We start from the raw sequence: 17,615 nt of genomic DNA, 5'->3' as shown, positions 1-17,615 counted from the left end.
TTCAAGCTTCTACCAGGCGTAGACGCGAAAATCCCAAAAAATGAGCTTTTGGGAACAACCCGCCTTCACAAAGATGGGTTTCTGTCATTTTAGTGTCATTTATTTGACAGACCCTTGTGCGTAGAGAACAGGAGTCAATAAAACAGAAGGTAACAATAGCGTTCTACGTCTTGACCCTGGCAGGTTAAACTAGGTCTGGTAACGCAGGCTCCATTGAACTTATGAGGCTTTTATGGCAGCAAATCTGCAGCAAATCGCCAAGTATTTAGACAACCTTGGTTGGGAATACCGTATTGATGAAGAAGATGACCGTATTATTACAGGAGTAGAAAGTGATAACTTAGAGGACTTTCTTATTGTTGTTCAACTGGATGAAGAAGGAAGGTTCTTCCGTCTCTTTGCTCCCCAAGTGCTATCGGGAATCCAAGAGCATCCCTACAAAGCCGCCATACTGCAAACGATGCTTTCCATTTCTTGGGAGACCAAAATGTTGCAATGGGAGTATGACCCATCAGATGGTGAAATTCGTGCCATTATTGAGTTTCCTCTAGAGGATTCAATTTTGACAGAAAAACAGTTTAACCGTTGTTTGCACGGATTAATCCAGCTTGTAGATAGTGTCGCAGTACCCCGCTTAACAGAAGTGATGGAAACAGGTCAAGATCCGGGGAATGTAGAACTTGGTGAGAGAATTTTGCTGAGCATTCAAGAACAAGCTCCTGGATTGCTAGACGTTTTGGAAAAGGCAATGGAAGCCCGAAAAAGACGTGGAAGTTTTCCTAACGACTGAGCCGATTTGCTGGTGAAATCGCTATACTCCAAAGTGATACTCTCTATATACTGAAGTTTTCAACCTGCTGGATAATATGACATCTTATGCAACCTCTACTGCTAGAGCAGAAATGAGCGAACTCAGGCGGTTAAAAGGCTTGTTACCGCCAGAATTACAGAGCTGGGTTACAGTTGAAGGTACGACTGAGGTAAACCCACCCCTGATTCGTTCTGAAGAAATTGGTAAAGACCAGGTAGAAATTCAAATTGACTTGGCTAAGTGGGATGCACTGGCAATGGATCAGCGCAACCTGTTATTCTGGCATGAAGTCGCTCGCATTCAAAATGATACGATTCCCAAAGACGGTTGGGAAATGGCAGCCCTTGCAATTGGTTTGGGCGGCGCTGTTGGCGAACTGTGGGTTCAAGATGGCTTGCTGCTGGTACTGGCTTTGGCTTTATGCGGAGTATCTGGCTGGCGGCTATACCAAAAAAATAATGGTGAGAAGCAATTAAAAGAATTAGTAGAAGCTGATGAGAAGGCTATTGCCCTAGCAACTCGTTTTGGCTATACCCTTCCCAACGCCTATAAAAGCTTGGGTAGTGCTTTAAAAACTTTAATTGATACAACTCCTAGCAAACGGCAACGGTCTAAATTTGAAGCAAGGCTTTCTTCCCTCAAGCGCAGTGCTAATAAAGCAAAGGCAAAATCTAAAAATTTAGAAGAGGGCGCTTTTTAACAGTGACGAGTAACCAGTGACCAGTGACCAGAGTAACCAGTCATTTGTCACTGATTACCAATCGCGAAAACTTATTTGCGGCGCTTTAGTAGTGTACTACTCAGACCAAGCAACACTAGTCCAACAGTTGCTGTTGGTTCGGGTACTTTTTGGGGTGGAATAAATTTGCCCAACTCAGAAGAACTTACCTTAAATGAATATAGGTACGCAGGAATTAGAGAACTATCATTTGGACAGTCACTGTCAATTGCGACTTGAACACCGTTAGTACAAACATCGAATTGAACATCGCTATCATTTTGGGTCACGCTAAAGTCATTATCAGTTCCCAATAAAAGCGCGTAAGAGCCATCACTCAGTTGGGGACCGATTGCCAAACCCTCAAATTTTTCTGGTATTGGTTGTCCTGCTGTTTTCAGAGATTCAGCAATATCTAAGAATAAAGTTTTACTCACCGATTTAATACCTGTGGGTAAAGTGTTGGTTCCTGCTAAACTAATCCCACTTACATCTGTTGCGTCCGTTAGGTTAATCTTGTAAACGCGTTTGCTGCTAACAGGTAGTTCTCCTAATGGATCTTCTACCCCAAACCCGCGATTATCTCTCTCTAGCACTAAGAATTCTCGCTCGTTCAGGGCTGTAATAGCGCTGATGCCAATATTACGCCCTTGGGAATTTGGTCCAAAATCATCATTTGTTCCGGGAATGCGATCGTTAATACTTGCTAGGCTTTCAACTTCATAAATATACTGAGCCGTGTTTTGTCCTGTTGCTGTATCAAATTCTACGAGTCTTAAATTCTGACTGCGTCTTCCATCTGGTGAACCTTCGTTCACTAGAGGATCTTGTAGCAAAGCATAAAGTTTTTTGGCATCTGGGCTAAGAGTTAGCCCTTCAAATCCTCTGTTATCTTGGCGACCATTGGTAATGGTTGGACGCCCATCAACAAAGTTGAGATCTCCATCAGCTTCTTTAGGTAGAAGATTTTGTGGTGTTGCAAATGCTCTTACAAAAGAACCATCTGGTTTGAATTCATAGACTGAAGGACCGTATTCATCAGAAATGTAGAAGTTGCCGTTTGGTGCAATGGCAAATCCTTCTGGATCGAAACTAAGACCTAAATTTCCTGGGTTGCCATTGAGTTTTTCAGGATTCAAACCATTAAAATTTTCACCATCTTTAGTAAACAAAATGGTCTCTAGTACCTTAAAGTTGGATATGGCTCCAGTGTTTGGGTTAATATCTAGAGTAAATTTTTGTAATCGTGTTTTATAGGAGATAACTCCACCCCCAGGACCGCGATCGCCTAATGCGTAGTAGACTTTGTTATGGCGATCGTAATAGAGATCGGAGAAATATCCCAAACGATTAATATTAGCACTGTTGCCTTGAAACGGGAATAAATCGGTACTTTCTCCAGGAAGAGCAAGAGTGCTGGCTAAGGAAATACCGTGTGCTGATGATGTAAACCCTATGATGCTCAGAGTAGATACGATAAACGAGCAACCGATGGCAGAAAGTAGATGTTTTATTTGAATCATGGTCACATTTTTAGAAACTTGCTTTTTTTAGCATCGGTCTTCCGTATTAATAATAGGTTAAGTCTTTTAAAATCTACTATTTATAACATCAAAATTTCACAAAATAAAGTTTCTACTTGATAGCTTCTTTATGAATTAGTTAGTTGTTGGTTGTTGGTTGTTAGTGGTAAGATACCAAATTTGTAAATACCACTAACCACTAACTATGTACGGGCGCAAGGCATTGCGCCCCTAGTAACCACTAACCACTAACCATCAACTAAAGCTGATTCAGCATTTTGTGAGTCTGAGGTATCACCCGTACTTGCTTAACTAGTCGCTTCATCAAAGCTTGCCAAGTTAAAACTTGTTCTGGAGAAGGCGCAAGTTGAGGTTTATCTGTCAATTTTAGAGAAGATTCTACGGGAGTAACGGGTTGTAAAAAGACCGGGATCGATGGATCGACAGATGCCACTAATTCTGCAGAACGTTCTAATTCTGAGGGGTTAGTTGTTTGAGAAACAATTAGCTTAACAAAAACTTCTACTTTTGAGGTGTAACAGAGTTGGAGAAATTCTGCGTGTTCTTGCCAGTAACTTTCGCCACTAGTACTCGGCAATTTAAAATCCATCCCTACCGAATCTAAATAGGGTAATATTGTCGCTAGTTGTTTTGGACGGTGTCCGCCACTTTCCAAGTATATTGGCAAACCCGTAACAGAACGCACTTGAGGCAAGAACTCTAGCAAGAATGATGCGTGCAGAAGGGGTTCGCCTCCTGTTAGGCTGATAGTATCATGTATGAAAGGCAAATTTTGCCACTCGACCCACTGGAGTAACATAGGTAGTGGAACGGGATTGGAGTAAGTTTCAAAGTCACGCAATCCGGGAGTCCGTTCTATCCTACAAGTGGCGGGTGCATTCCAAGTATGAGTGCTATCACAAAAGTGACAGCGCAAGTCACACAAAGCAAAGCGAATAAAGATCTGGCGTGTTCCTACATTCAGTCCTTCTCCTTGTATGGCAGAAAAAATTTCTATGAGGCGTGCGGTAGGTGTAAGAGTAGTTTTAGCAGTCATGTGATGTTAGCAATGTGTATGCGCCTTCGTTGGCACAAGGACAAGAATGTGTTTCATGAAAGAAGTATGAAGTATAAGGCATGAAGTATGAATTTAAGACAAAAGTAAAGAATAAAGAAGTGGAAGTTGAAGTATAAAGTAATTCAGACTTCGTTTTTTTATCCTTTATGCTTGTATCATCCTTTATTCTTCAAACCTCATACTTTAAATAACTTCTTGTTCTATTGTGAATCGTTCCTAACGATAACCCCTCTCAACTAACTCTCTAGTAATTAGTAATTTTTACCACTGATAAACTATCAGTAGTGACTATTTGCTAGAACACAATATGTTTGGCAAATTATATAGACATGGCAATGAAAGTGCAGGGCTTCATGACTAGCCAACCCAAAGAGGTGAATTTTCCCGTAATGTTTTCAAATGACACGGCAATTGTGCAGGTACCTACACGATTAAGTGTGCTAGAGGCTGTAGCTTTTAAGCAAACCTGCCAAGAGATAACTGAACGAACTCCCAGCCCAATGGAAATTATCATTGATTTTCATCAAACTATTTTCATGGATAGTAGTGGTTTAGGCGCTTTAGTCAGTAACCTCAAAATAGCTCAAGAAAAAAATATTAAATTTACACTTCGCAACGTGACCCCGCAGGTCACTGCAGTACTTAATCTTACAGGGTTAGACAAAGTTTTCAACCTAGAGTCTCAAGGGGAAACTCCATCGCTCAACCGCCAATTAGAAGAGCAACTACCCGCTACCCATCCTTCTGTCCGTTCTTGGATGAAACGGTTTACAGATATTGTGGGGTCATTAATTGGTTTGTTAATTACAGGGATTTTGTTGGTTCCTATTGCGCTTGCTATTAGGCTCGATAGTTCAGGTCCGATTTTCTTCTGTCAAACCCGTTGTGGTTGGATGGGACAGCGCTTTCAGATTTGGAAATTTCGTTCCATGTACATTGATGCTGAAGCTCGCAAAGCTGAACTAGAAAAGCAAAATCAGGTACAAGGAGCATTTTTTAAAATAGACAACGATCCAAGAGTTACCAAAGTAGGTCGTTTTTTACGGCGTACTAGTTTAGATGAACTACCACAATTTTGGAATGTCCTAAAAGGAGATATGAGTTTAGTAGGAACTAGACCACCTACACCAGACGAAGTTGAGCGTTATGAGGTTCCAGAATGGCAGCGTTTGGACGTCAAACCTGGAATGACTGGAGAATGGCAAGTTAATGGTCGTTCTACTATCCGTAAATTTGAGGATGTCATTCGTATGGATCTACAGTATCAGAAGAATTGGAGTTTTATGTACGATTTGAAGCTGATTTTTAGAACAGTCATTATTCTGTTTAACAAAAACAGTGGGGCTGTTTGAACAATTAGTCATATCGAATTTAGCCCTCACTAGCAAGCTTTATACTAGGAATACTAGGAACACGGAGGAATTTTCAGTATTTTTCTCCGTGTTTTTTTATTGTCTGTACTCAGCTAAAGTTACTAATTCCAGACCTCAGACTTCTTTAAGAAGTCGGGGGTCTAACTTAATACTTGTCAGTTATGCCTAAAAATGCGAAAACACGTAGGTTGGGGAGCCAGCCCTGAACCGTGTGCGTGGCGCGAATGCGCCATAGGAGGGTTTCCCTCCGCACCTTTACTGGCGTTTGAGGAACGAAACCCAACATTGACAGACATTTGTTGGGTTTCACTATTGTTCAACCCAACCTACAATTTGCTCAGCCCTTGCAGTATTGGGGTCTAACTTTTCTCCGTCAAAATCCAAAGATTTTTCCAAAATTTAGCCTGAAATCCATTGTTTTTACGCTATTTATTCCATTTTTAAATCGGGGTTCTATCTTAAAGAAATAAAATTTATCTCTAAGTATATACACTATTTAAAAACTATAAAGACAAAATATTATTAACTCTAAAATCCTTACGTACCTCAGAAATTAAGCATAAAATTTTACTTAATCTTCACCAAAAAGAACTGACATTTGAATAATTCTGAAGCGAAAATTTTAGTTAAGCACGTATGACGTGCGGAAACAGGTCACAAGCAAATGTTGTCATTAAAAGACACCAGGGTTCTTCAGACTAGGAGTACAAGAATAACTTATTATGCGTATTTTGATTTACTCGTACAACTATTACCCAGAACCGATTGGTATCGCTCCCTTGATGACTGAACTCGCTGAGGGGTTGGTTAAGCGCGGACACCAAGTGCGTGTCGTTACCGCTATGCCCAACTACCCGGAACGTCAGATCTACAAGGACTATCGGGGCAAATGGTACCAAACCGAGTACAAAAATGGGGTTGAAATTCAACGGAGTTATGTCTGGATTCGTCCGCAGCCTAATCTGCTGGATAGAATGTTACTGGATGCAAGCTACGTATTCACAAGTTTCTTCCCTGCGCTGTTCGGTTGGCGTCCAGACGTTATTCTTTCGACTTCTCCGTCTCTACCTAGTTGTTTGCCAACTGCTCTTCTTGGCGTACTGCACAGCTGCCCCGTTGTCTTAAATCTCCAGGATATACTGCCAGAAGCGGCTGTTCACGTTGGTTTGTTGAAGAACAAATGGCTTATTAGAACGTTTGCATTACTAGAAAAATTTGCTTACTCAAGTGCTACCAAAATCAGTGTCATCGCTGACGGTTTTGTGGATAACTTGCAGGCTAAAGGCGTACCAGGAAGAAAAATAGTCCAAATTCCTAACTGGGTTGATACCAACTTTATTCGTCCTCTGTCTAAAGAAAATAACGCTTTCCGCGCAAAACACAACTTAGAGGGCAAATTTGTTATTTCATATTCTGGTAATATCGCGCTCACCCAAGGTTTGGAAACTGTTGTCAAAGCGGCTGCTATGCTGCGCCATATTCCAGAGATTGCTTTTGTCATTGTTGGTGAGGAGAAAGGTTTACAGCGATTGCAGAATGCTTGTCGTGCGTTTGGCGCAAATAACGTTTTACTACTACCTTTTCAGCCCCGCGAAGCTTTGCCAGAAATGTTGGCTGCGGCTGACGTAGGTTTGGTTGTGCAGAAGAAAAATGTGATTTCCTTCAATATGCCCTCGAAAATTCAAGTTTTACTGGCTAGTGGTAGGGCATTGATTGCTTCTGTTCCTAAAAATGGTACGGCAGCAAGAGCTATTAAACAAAGTGGCGGCGGGGTGATTGTCCCTCCAGAAGATCCACAAGCTTTAGCAGATGCAATTTTAGATTTGTATCAACATCCAGAAAAAGTCAAAACTTTGGGATATAACAGTCGTAAATTTGCTGTTGAGCAATATTCTTTTGAGCAAGCCTTAAGCCAGTATGAATATCTGTTTTACTCGCTGACAGATGAGAATTCAGTGATTGAGCCAAAAATTGTGTCGGAACAGGAAGTGTGACACATCAGAAGCATTTGTATCATTGTGAATTTTAATAGCCAGACCAGGAATTGCAAATCAGATAGTATGCGACACCATAGCATCTAAAAAGTAGGGCTAATTTCCTCCACGACAGGGTACACTCTACACAGCCTTACTATCCTGATTTGCCAACGGTCACGGCTATTGCAATGGGCTGTTGTTTGCTAACTGTTAACTGTTGACAGTCAACAATCAACAGGATTTGGCGATCGCCTCCATTTGCATTTGTTATGTCAAGACTCTGAATGCTATCCTAGGTATAGATACATTTGATGTGAATAATATCGATCGCGCTTTGTGGTTGACCTGCGACTGCACTCTCAAAGTTTGACTGGAAAATTCTGGTTTGATTCATTCGGCGAGTCATTGCAAGGCGTCATTGGTTTCTCCAACGATGGCAATCGTTGGCTGTTAGGTGTAGAGCATAATGCACAGACACCTGTTTTTTTGTTAGTATTCAAAAAAACCAAGTCTCACAGTTGCAAATCCATTCCAATTCTCGACCGTTTGACAGTTATTGTAAAAAATCTTACTAAAAAGATACAGCAGATGAGGTTTAATGACTGATTCTTTTCAAACAAATTTCCCAAGACAATCTGTCACAGTAACAAACAGTTCAGCTCTAAGCCCACTCATAGATGATAACGATGTGAGTGGAAAGATGGCTTGGACTATAGCTGAAGCAGGGTCTGACCGCAAAGCAGGCGATATTCTGATACTTAAGATAGGAGATGTCTCTTACTTGGCGGACTACTTCGTCATGATGACAGGCTACTCCAGGGTACAGGTTAGGGCGATAGCCGATGCCGTGGAAGATAAATTAGAAACTGACTGGTCAAGACGCCCTTTGCGGACAGAAGGGAAATCAGAAGCAACATGGGTGCTATTGGATTACGGCGAAGTTATTGTTCATGTTATGTTTCCCAAGGAACGGGAATTTTATAATTTAGAAGCGTTCTGGGGACACGCAGAACGTATAGATTATACAACATCCACGACAAAATCGCGTGAACTGGAGTAACCAGCTTTGTAAATCAGACGGTGGGAGTTAGCCAACATGATAAAATCTTCGGTCTCAAATTGCCCAGTACCTACAGAACAACAACCGCTCAATGAGTACGAAGAATTAAAATCGTCCTGGCTATTTCGTGACTGTACCTTGAATTGGAGCGAGTATATCACTAAAATCGCGATCGTTTGGGGTTTATCGTCAATAGTAGCAGGACCCATAGCGGCGGCAAGTTTTGCTCCACACAAGCACACGGTACAATTTATTCTTAGTAGTGCCGCAGGAGCAAGTGTCGGAGTCATATTAGTACTGACGCGGTTATATTTGGGTTGGTCTTATGTACGAGATCGCCTTATGAGTCCGATTATTTTTTACGAAGAGTCTGGTTGGTACGACGGTCAAACCTGGACAAAACCACAGGAAATCGTAACACGCGATCGACTGATAGTGACCTACTCCATCAAACCCATTCTTCAGAGATTACAAATTTCTTTTGCTGGCTTGGCTGTGTTGTTCGTTGCTGGTACTATAGTTTGGCACTTAGTTTAAATAGTCATTAGTCAATTGTCCTTTGTCCTTTGTCATTTGTCCTTTGTAAAAAATTTAAAACTAAGAACCAATGACCAATGACCAATGACTAATGACCAATGACCAATGACTGAGGACAATTGACACAATTATGGTATATTTTTACCCATGACAATGGGAAAACGAACACAAGCCACCGCACTAGAAGTTAGGTTACTGCGAGAAGGCATTATAGAGTCAAAGCACATAGTCCAAGCCGCGATCTGTGACAATCGCGGACGTGTTCTATCGGTTGCTGGTAATGCTGAAACAAGTACATTTGTTCGTTCAGCACTAAAACCGTTTCAAGCACTCGCTGTGACTAGTGCCGGTACGCTAGAACGCTATGACCTCAGCGACAAAGACCTAGCAATTATTACCAGTTCCCACAAGGGAACGATAGAGCAAGTACGACAAGCATTTAATATTCTTTGGCGGGCTGATGTAGACCCTTCAGCACTCCAATGCCCTATTCCTGAAGGCAAACGCAGCCCTCTGGAATACAATTGCTCTGGTAAACACGCTGGAATGCTAGCTGTTTGTCAGCAGTGTAATTGGTCTCTCAATAACTATTTGCAGCGCAAACACCCAGTGCAGCAATTGATTCTGAGTAAAGTATCGGAATTGCTGCGAATGCCATCCGAAGAATTTATCAGCGCCCATGACGATTGTGGTGCGCCCACCTACTTATTACAACTTGGGCAAATGGCAGCACTGTATGCTCACCTAGCTTCTCGTAGCAGTTTAGATATGGAGCGCATAGTCCGTGCCATGACCCATCATCCAGTCATGGTAGCAGGAGAAGGAGAATTTGACACGGAATTAATGCGCTTAAGTCCAGGCGAACTGGTTAGTAAATCTGGTGCTGAAGGAGTACAGTGCATTGGCAGGCTCGGTGAAGGCATGGGACTGGCAATTAAAGTTATTGATGGAGCAAAGCGGGCAAAATACGCCGCCGCCATTCATATACTTCAGCAGTTAGGCTGGATTACTCCTAGCGTAGCGGATGCCATGTCGGAAAAGTTTATGAACTTCGGTAAGTATAAGCGTTTAGAAGTTATGGGAGAATTGTCATTGTTGTAAGGGGTTAGGGGTTAGGGGTTAGGGTGTTAACTGAGTGGTGTTATTGCATTCTTTTTCCACCTCTGGCACCCGCTCCCCAGACTTTTCCAAAAAATTTTTATTTGGACTTGTCAAATTTTTAAATCTGTTGCTATACTGAAGAAGAAGACGAAGCGACGCGGGATAGAGCAGCCTGGTAGCTCGTCGGGCTCGAGACGTAAGACAAGCTAAACGCTTAAAAGTGAGTCTTGCAGTGGGCGGTACACGAGGAAACTTGTGTGCGATTACCTGTCAAACTCGGGGAAGCCATTAGCGCGGTAATCCCGAACCAAGCCCTAGAGATGGGGAAGGTGTAGAGACTGGTAGGCAGGCATCCTAACGTAAAGGCGAGGATGAAGGGACAGTCCAGACCACAAACTGGTTAATCCAGGCAGTGAAAGCTGTAGATGGTAAGCATAACCCGAAGGTCAGTGGTTCAAATCCACTTCCCGCTACCAAATTAAAATAAACGAATCCCTACAATTGTATGATTGTAGGGATTTGTATTGTTTACCCCCCTTAATCCCCCCTTGGAAAGGGGGGAAACAAGAAATCAAGTTCCCGGACTTTTCTAAGGGATTAGCTTTTTTCTTACGATTTAGTTTTTGATGTGCAAGTTGCTGAATGTAAAGAAAAATTGGTGCATTCGCCAATGGAGTTTGGAGAAGCGGGCTTGTGAGCTATTCTTAAGAAGAATCGGTCCAAAGATTACGGAGAACTAGATTTGTGAAGTTGCGGCGACCAATTTTAGTGGGAGGATTGGGACTGTCCTTTTCCCTTTGGATGTTAGACAGTTTGCAAGATTCATTGGTACAGATGGGTGAATTTGGCTTACTGAGTCTCTTAGCAGTTGGCGGCGGTTTGTGGCTGTTCAAGAACAACCGTCCCAAGGATAGTTCCCAACTGCTAAATGGTATGCCTGTAGATAGGGAAACAGTAGAGGTTACTATTGCAAAAACCCAATCTGTGGTTAACCAACTAACACAAGAAGCAGAAAACTCTGTGGAGATGCGACATATCGCTTCTCTACAACAAGAGCAAGTTGCAAATCTCACTGCCGAGTTAGATAGGCAACAGATTCTAGCCACTGTTACTGGTGCCAAGTCAGTAGGTAAAACGACTTTGATTGAGGTGCTTGAGCAAAATGTAGAGACAGGATACATATCATCCCTACATTTCCAAGAGACATCTCCTTTGTTTTTAGAAGCAGGCGAGAAGTCAGATGCCAATGTTTTTGTAGAAGCACAAAAATCTGATATCGTTCTATTCCTAACAAATGGGGATTTAACAGATACTGAATTTCAAGCCCTACAGCAATTAAAGGGTGCAAACCAAAGCACAATCTTGGTTTTTAACAAACAAGATCGGTATTTGCCAGATGAACGTGTCAGCATCTTGCAGTCCCTAAAACAGCGTGTACCCTTATCTGTAGTAGCAACTGCGGTATCTCCTCTTGCTATCAAAGTACGCAAACACCAAGAAGATGGTTCTATACAAGAATGGCTGGAGGTACCAGCTCCAGATGTTCAAGAGTTAACCCAGTACTTGGGTGAACTTTTGGCACAGCAAGCACAGCAACTCGTATGGGGAACCACTATGAGGAAAGCGTTGTTGCTGAAAGCGGAAGCGAAAGATTTACTTAATGGTATCAGACGCGATCGCAGCGTACCAATTATTGAACAATATCAGTGGATAGCAGCAGCAGCGGCATTTGCTAACCCGGTTCCAGCGCTTGATGTTCTGGCAACAGCGGCAATTAATGCCCAAATGGTTATGGATTTGGGTGGAATCTACCACCAAAAACTTTCCTTGGAACAAGCACAAACTGTAGCGGGAACAATGGGAAGTTTGATGGTAAAACTGGGTTTAGTGGAACTTTCTTCCAAAGCAATTGGTATCGTGCTCAAGAGTAATGCTGTCACTTTTGTCGCAGGCGGTTTAGTACAAGGAGTCAGTGCAGCTTACCTAACCCGATTGGCGGGATTAAGTTTAGTTGAATATTTCCAACAGCAGGAAATAGCTACAAATTCTGGAACTGCGTTAAATCTTGATAAGTTGGGGCAAAATTTACAAAGGGTGTTTCAGCAAAGCCAGCAAATCAGTTTCTTACAGGGCTTTGTTAAGCAAGGCGTAAAGCGTCTTGTGCCAGAAGTCTCTGAAACTGAACTGACTGCTGCTTAGTGGAAGGTTGTGCAAATTTTTACCAATCAATTGAGCGATCGCTTGACTGTAGAATTGGCGACAGCGAGGAAACTCAAAGTTAGACCAATTACGGTTAGCGATCGCGACTTTGAAACAGCAATCAATGCAGGAACAGTAAAATGGGCAGTGACTCAAGAAAGAGAATTGTTTATAGTGCCAAAATATGTACAAGGGCAGGAAATATCTCACACTGTTCTAACAAATGGGGAACCTGTTCTAGCTGCGGGTGAGGCAGATATTACTGGCTTTGACGGCTATTACTACTTGCTCAATATCAACAATCATAGTGGACACTACCAACCAAGTTTAAGTAGTTTAGAAATTGGAAGAAACGCTTTCAAGGCTAAAGGTGTCAATACTGCCGACTAAGTAGGAGAAAGTAACTTTTATGAGTGAAGAGGAAGCTACAAAGTTATTAAATAGCCTCACACAACAAAAGGCGACTCAAGTACAAGATTGGCTAAAAAGTGTTTGGCAAGGAAAACAGCAAATACCAGAAAATTTTAATTGGGATGGGTTGGCTATTGTGGCAGCTGACAAGGCAAGAGGAACTGTGAGTTCTTTCGGGGAACAAGAACCACCCAATTTGGATTGGGCAAAAGTAGCAATTTCTGTTTATGATTTTTTGGCTGCAACCCATCCTAATATGAAATATTCTTTTTCACTTGATGCCATGATGCTCAGAGCATATACAATCTCGAAAATGGGCTATATTCCTGGCGATCCAATTCTAGATGGAGCTTGCATTGTTAATTGGTTCTTAAATAATCTAAAATTTTCACCTAAAGAAGCATTGTGCATAGCTTTACATTGGAAAGATGTAATGGCAAATAAGTACAAAGAGCTAACTCAAAATCAACAACAGTTTGCCACCTTAATAGAGGAAGTTAGACAATTAAGGCAAATCAAGAATCAGTTATTAGTTATCCAGTTATTATCACAAAATAATCAATTTAAATTAGATGAAGAAATGTATACTTGGCTATCCATACAACAACAATTACCGTAAATCCTATGAACCTAGACCGAGTTCAATTGTAGGTCATAGCAATTCTTTGTAAAGACGCAGTATCAAACTTTTTCACGTAAAATATAACTTACCGCAATTAGAACCGTACTCGTAGGTTATATGTTTGCTGCCAATTGATTCCAGAATGTGAAGATTATCAACAATGCACGTCCATTGCCCTTTATCAATAGTTTACAGATCGCTTTCATGTTTTCCTTCTATATATAAACATTGTTTCTAACTCAGCTTCTAATTCCTCATATGTATTAATATTTAAAATCCATCTACATCAATTTCAGAAGGGACAGTTACCCGCCTTGGAAAATTAGCAGCTTGCTTATCTATAAGTTCTAGTAAAGCTTGATTGCAGCGTTCCGCTATCTCTGGATATTTATTGGCATACCATTCCAATGAAGTCACAAAACAGGGATCGCTTAAATCAAACCCGTGTTTCATCAGTTCTTGAGTTTCTTGAACAGCTAGATTGAAAATTTCATCAAGGTCTACAAAAGGTTCAGACATAGTTAAAGTTCCTTATTAGTTAACTGTCTCGTATACCTTATTTGATGGTACAAAATGTCTCATTCCAATATTCTTCATTCACATTAATACAATAGTATCTAAATTATTGCTGAACTAACCTCTGAATATAAGCGATGATTTCATCTTTGCTCACAGTGTTGTCAGGTAACACAAGCCAGCTAGGGTAGATGTATATTGTACTACCCAACAGCCTTGTTTTGCGCTTGTCTACAACTGCTCCCCAACGATCGGGAAAAATAAACCAACGGGTACTCAACCGTCTTGGAGGTATTACACCCCACGCAAGCCTCGTCTCTGTACAATACCAAATAATTGCAGATGGTGGATTAACCCACTGTTTACTTTCAACTTCACCACACATCCAAGCTTTGTAACCAAAAGGTAGCACACGGTAATCTTCAACTCGGCTTGCCACGCTTTTTACAGAGATCCAAAATAACTTTTGTTGTCCATCGCTGCTATAAACCGGAATGTCTTCATCAGTACCAAATTCTGTCATAACAGGCTCTCCAGCATTGATACCACGATTTCTTAAGCCTTTACAAACTATTTCAACTGTTTTTTTGCTATCAGACAATAATTTTTCCCAGTCGGATGGGGACATAATAAAAATAGATAAAGTAAAAAATGTCATTAAATTTTATCAAAGCGTGTCACAGTTGTTAAATGAATTTTAGTCCCAGAATATTTTCCTTTTTTGCTGGTTCGGGTTTTCTAGATTTAGGTTTTGAAACGAGTGGTTTCAATATTGTTTATGTGAATGAAATTTTCTCTCCTTTCATGGAGGCATACCGCTATTCACGTTCTAATCTCAACCTTTCATCGCCAGAATACGAATATCATCAAGGGGAAGAAGGCGATGTTACACAACTGACTGAAGAAGCAGGAATTTTGCGCTTACGTGAATTGGTGGCTGATTGCCGTCAAGCAAACAACACTGTGGTGGGATTTATTGGTGGTCCTCCTTGTCCTGATTTTTCTATTGGTGGAAAAAATAGAGGGCAATTTGGAGATAATGGCAAACTTTCGGCTGCTTATGTTGAATTAATTTGTAGGGCTTTACCAGATTTTTTTCTGTTTGAGAATGTTAAGGGTTTGTGGAGGACAAAAAAACATCGTTTGTTTTTTGAAGGGCTGAAGCAAAATTTAACCCAAGCTGGTTATGTACTAACAGAAAGGTTAGTAAATAGCATAGAATATGGTGTTCCGCAAGATAGAGAAAGAATTATTCTCCTCGGATTTCAACTTGAGTTAACTAAGAGTTTGGGGATAGAATTAAATAGGGAAAAATTCCTTCCCGCAGAGAGTTTTCCGTGGGAAAAATATATTGTGTACCCCAAAGAAAAAGTTTTTTCCTATAACTGGAGCCGTTCCGAACCCTTTCAAGAAGGCTCTGTTTTGCCCTGCCCTGATGGTATTCCTCAAGAACTCACTGTTGAGTACTGGTTTAAAAAAAATGATGTGCTGAACCATCCCAATACTCTGCACTATTTTCAACCAAGGGCAGGTATCAAAAAATTCGCTACTATTGATGAAGGAGATGATTCGAGAAAATCTTACAAACGCCTTCACAGATGGCGCTATTCTCCCACAGCTTGCTACGGCAACAATGAGGTACATTTACATCCTTACAAAATGCGGCGAATTTCTGTTGCTGAAGCTTTAGCAATTCAGTCTTTGCCTGCAAGTTTTTCACTGCCAAACACTATGTCACTAACGAATATGTTTAAAACAATTGGTAATGGTGTTCCTTATTTAGCTTCAAAGGCTTTAGCTCAAACTATTTTGGGTTTTTTAGGAAGTGGAACATAAAGGCATTTGAACCGCAGAGTACGCAGAGTACGCAGAGGAGAAAGATGAGGAATGCACCTGAATCAAAATTTTATGCGTCACCTTGACAGGGCTAGCAGTCCCCACCCTAGGTGCATTCCTGAAATCAAATAGGATTGCTATAGTAGTAGAAAGTACTTTTAACTTCTCAGCGCCTCTAACAATTGAAAGTCAAATATACTACATTAGAAAAGACCCGGTACAATTTTTAGTATTGATTAACGCAGTTAGTGTAAGGAAAAATTGGTAGTACAAAAACTTGGCTTATGAAATAAATCGGGTTTCTAAGCCTATGGCGCTCTAGAGGTCATTGAGTTATAGATTATACTAAGTAAAAGAAAAAGCTTTAGCGGAAATTCATAAGAATTATGATTTAATTTATCTAAAGAGTTTTAAATTTCTTTATAAAGGTTAATAATTGAGTACTGAAAAAAGCAATGGCAGCAGATTATACAGACATTGATATTGCGCCATTCATTGACCATGCTTTGTTGATGCCAACAGCTACTCCAGAGCAGGTAGAGCAATGGTGTGAAGAAGCAGACAGATTTCATTTTGCGGCGGTTTGTGTGTACCCAGTACACGTCAGACAAGCAGCAGAACTTTTGCAGGGCAAACAGCCTAAAGTCTGTACAGTCATTGGCTTTCCTACAGGCGCGGTGACTTCAGCGACTAAATTGTATGAAGCTCAAGAAGCTGTGGAAAATGGTGCAACAGAGTTAGATGTCACGATTAACTTGGGATGGCTTAAAGCTGGCAAAAGTGATGACGTGCATCGGGAAATTGCTGAGATTTGTGAAGAAACTGGGCAAACAATAAAAGTTATTTTGGAAACCAACCTGCTGACGGATGATGAAAAAAAACTGGCTGCAGAACTTGCTATGGATGCTGGGGCGGCATTTCTGAAAACCAGTACGGGTTGGAATGGCGGTGCAACACTGGCAGATGTGAGACTTTTGAAACAAGTCGCAGGAGAAAGGGTAGGAATTAAAGCCTCTGGGGGAATTCGCACTATTGAACAAGCTTTAGACTTGATATTAGAGGGAGCTACTCGGTTGGGAACCTCGCGGAGTGTTGAATTGCTCCGACAGCGCGATAGGCTGGATGGTAACAAGTAGTCATTGGTCATTAGTCATTGGTCATTAGTCATTGGTTACTCATCTTTTTACAAAGGACAAAGGACACTTGACAAATGACAAAGAGCAAATGACAGAGGACACTCGTACAAATGAGTAAAACTTATAAAACGACTGGAATTAATTTGAAAACCCAAGCGATAGGAGAATCAGATAGGCTAGTGACAATTTTGACACGAGAATTTGGTCTGATTCGCGCTGTTGCTCCCGGATCGCGCAAGCACAACTCTAGTTTGGGTGGTCGAAGTGGAATGTTTGTGGTGAATGAGTTATTGATTGCTAAAGGGCGATCGCTTGACAAAATTACTCAAGCCCAAACTATAAAAAGTTACCCAGGACTGGCAAAAAATTTGGGAAAACTTGCAGCTAGTCAGTATTTAGCAGAGGTGGTACTGTGTCAGGCGTTAAGCGAGCAACCTCAAGAAGAACTGTATGAGTTACTTAACGAACACCTCAGCCGCATAGAAGAATTACCCAGTCATGAGCCATCTGCTGTCGTCGCATATTTGGCACATGGATTATTTCACCTTTTAGCTATAGCAGGACTCACTCCACAGGTACAAGCCTGCTGTTTAACAGGAAACACCCTGACTCCAGATTTTACAAACCCCGATTGGCAAGTAGGATTTAGCATTCCCACTGGTGGAACAGTTTGTCTAACAACTTGGAAACGCTTGAAGGAAGAGGGGATGAGGAGACT

At 41.3% G+C, this 17,615-nt stretch carries 18 protein-coding genes; 14 read left to right on the top strand and 4 right to left on the bottom strand.

All coding sequences use genetic code 11. From position 1 onward, the window contains the following. Nucleotides 1-232: 232 nt before the first annotated feature. Complete coding sequence (locus tag F7734_RS41430; RefSeq protein WP_155750227.1) at nucleotides 233-790, top strand: hypothetical protein; 558 nt, start codon at nucleotides 233-235, stop codon at nucleotides 788-790. A 76-nt stretch (nucleotides 791-866) separates the two neighbouring features. Continuing rightward, nucleotides 867-1,511, top strand: a complete 645-nt coding sequence (locus tag F7734_RS41425; RefSeq protein ID WP_155750226.1) for a DUF3318 domain-containing protein — start codon at nucleotides 867-869, stop codon at nucleotides 1,509-1,511. A gap of 71 nt (nucleotides 1,512-1,582) precedes the next feature. Here F7734_RS41425 and F7734_RS41420 read toward each other — a convergent pair whose 3' ends face one another. Continuing rightward, nucleotides 1,583-3,052, bottom strand: a complete 1,470-nt coding sequence (locus F7734_RS41420; protein WP_155750225.1) for an esterase-like activity of phytase family protein — start codon at nucleotides 3,050-3,052, stop codon at nucleotides 1,583-1,585. Nucleotides 3,053-3,311: 259 nt separating this feature from the next. Further along, on the bottom strand, nucleotides 3,312-4,109 hold the full coding sequence (locus F7734_RS41415; protein WP_155750224.1) for a 7-carboxy-7-deazaguanine synthase QueE: 798 nt from the start codon (nucleotides 4,107-4,109) through the stop codon (nucleotides 3,312-3,314). Nucleotides 4,110-4,459: 350 nt separating this feature from the next. On the opposite strand from F7734_RS41415, the gene F7734_RS41410 reads away from it, so the two are divergent. The 9 genes from F7734_RS41410 (at nucleotide 4,460) to F7734_RS41370 (ending at nucleotide 13,406) form a co-directional block, all read left to right on the top strand. After that, complete coding sequence (locus F7734_RS41410) at nucleotides 4,460-5,482, top strand: exopolysaccharide biosynthesis polyprenyl glycosylphosphotransferase (protein WP_207714330.1); 1,023 nt, start codon at nucleotides 4,460-4,462, stop codon at nucleotides 5,480-5,482. 743 nt (nucleotides 5,483-6,225) lie between these two features. After that, on the top strand, nucleotides 6,226-7,497 hold the full coding sequence (locus tag F7734_RS41405; RefSeq protein WP_155750222.1) for a glycosyltransferase family 4 protein: 1,272 nt from the start codon (nucleotides 6,226-6,228) through the stop codon (nucleotides 7,495-7,497). Between the two features lie 199 nt (nucleotides 7,498-7,696). Then, nucleotides 7,697-7,849, top strand: coding sequence for a hypothetical protein (locus F7734_RS41400; protein ID WP_155750221.1), 153 nt, complete (start codon nucleotides 7,697-7,699; stop codon nucleotides 7,847-7,849). A gap of 228 nt (nucleotides 7,850-8,077) precedes the next feature. Beyond that, entirely contained in the window at nucleotides 8,078-8,539 is a 462-nt protein-coding gene (rsfS, locus tag F7734_RS41395; protein ID WP_155750220.1) for a ribosome silencing factor, read from the top strand. A gap of 36 nt (nucleotides 8,540-8,575) precedes the next feature. Further along, complete coding sequence (locus F7734_RS41390) at nucleotides 8,576-9,076, top strand: CGLD27 family protein (RefSeq protein ID WP_155750219.1); 501 nt, start codon at nucleotides 8,576-8,578, stop codon at nucleotides 9,074-9,076. A 147-nt stretch (nucleotides 9,077-9,223) separates the two neighbouring features. Then, on the top strand, nucleotides 9,224-10,177 hold the full coding sequence (locus F7734_RS41385) for an asparaginase (RefSeq protein WP_155750218.1): 954 nt from the start codon (nucleotides 9,224-9,226) through the stop codon (nucleotides 10,175-10,177). 744 nt (nucleotides 10,178-10,921) lie between these two features. Then, nucleotides 10,922-12,376, top strand: coding sequence for a DUF697 domain-containing protein (locus tag F7734_RS41380; RefSeq protein WP_166482474.1), 1,455 nt, complete (start codon nucleotides 10,922-10,924; stop codon nucleotides 12,374-12,376). A gap of 9 nt (nucleotides 12,377-12,385) precedes the next feature. Beyond that, complete coding sequence (locus tag F7734_RS41375; protein WP_155750217.1) at nucleotides 12,386-12,766, top strand: hypothetical protein; 381 nt, start codon at nucleotides 12,386-12,388, stop codon at nucleotides 12,764-12,766. 19 nt (nucleotides 12,767-12,785) lie between these two features. After that, nucleotides 12,786-13,406, top strand: a complete 621-nt coding sequence (locus F7734_RS41370) for a hypothetical protein (RefSeq protein WP_155750216.1) — start codon at nucleotides 12,786-12,788, stop codon at nucleotides 13,404-13,406. Between the two features lie 273 nt (nucleotides 13,407-13,679). Here F7734_RS41370 and F7734_RS41365 read toward each other — a convergent pair whose 3' ends face one another. Continuing rightward, nucleotides 13,680-13,928, bottom strand: a complete 249-nt coding sequence (locus F7734_RS41365) for an amino acid adenylation protein (RefSeq protein WP_243147361.1) — start codon at nucleotides 13,926-13,928, stop codon at nucleotides 13,680-13,682. A 103-nt stretch (nucleotides 13,929-14,031) separates the two neighbouring features. Continuing rightward, nucleotides 14,032-14,553 (bottom strand): hypothetical protein, encoded by a 522-nt coding sequence (locus F7734_RS41360; RefSeq protein WP_155750215.1) that lies wholly within the window; start codon nucleotides 14,551-14,553, stop codon nucleotides 14,032-14,034. Nucleotides 14,554-14,615: 62 nt separating this feature from the next. On the opposite strand from F7734_RS41360, the gene F7734_RS41355 reads away from it, so the two are divergent. From F7734_RS41355 to recO, 3 genes are all read left to right on the top strand, one after another. Beyond that, a complete protein-coding gene (locus F7734_RS41355; protein WP_155750214.1) occupies nucleotides 14,616-15,761 on the top strand; it encodes a DNA cytosine methyltransferase in 1,146 nt (381 codons plus the stop codon). A 455-nt stretch (nucleotides 15,762-16,216) separates the two neighbouring features. After that, entirely contained in the window at nucleotides 16,217-16,897 is a 681-nt protein-coding gene (gene deoC / locus F7734_RS41350; protein WP_155750213.1) for a deoxyribose-phosphate aldolase, read from the top strand. 110 nt (nucleotides 16,898-17,007) lie between these two features. After that, the coding region (gene recO, locus F7734_RS41345; protein WP_155750212.1) for a DNA repair protein RecO at nucleotides 17,008-17,615 on the top strand (608 nt) is incomplete at its 3' end.

The sequence above is a fragment of the Scytonema sp. UIC 10036 genome, assembly GCF_009725235.1.
Note: the sequence above shows the minus strand (reverse complement) of the source record. Positions and strands in the feature narration are given on the sequence as shown.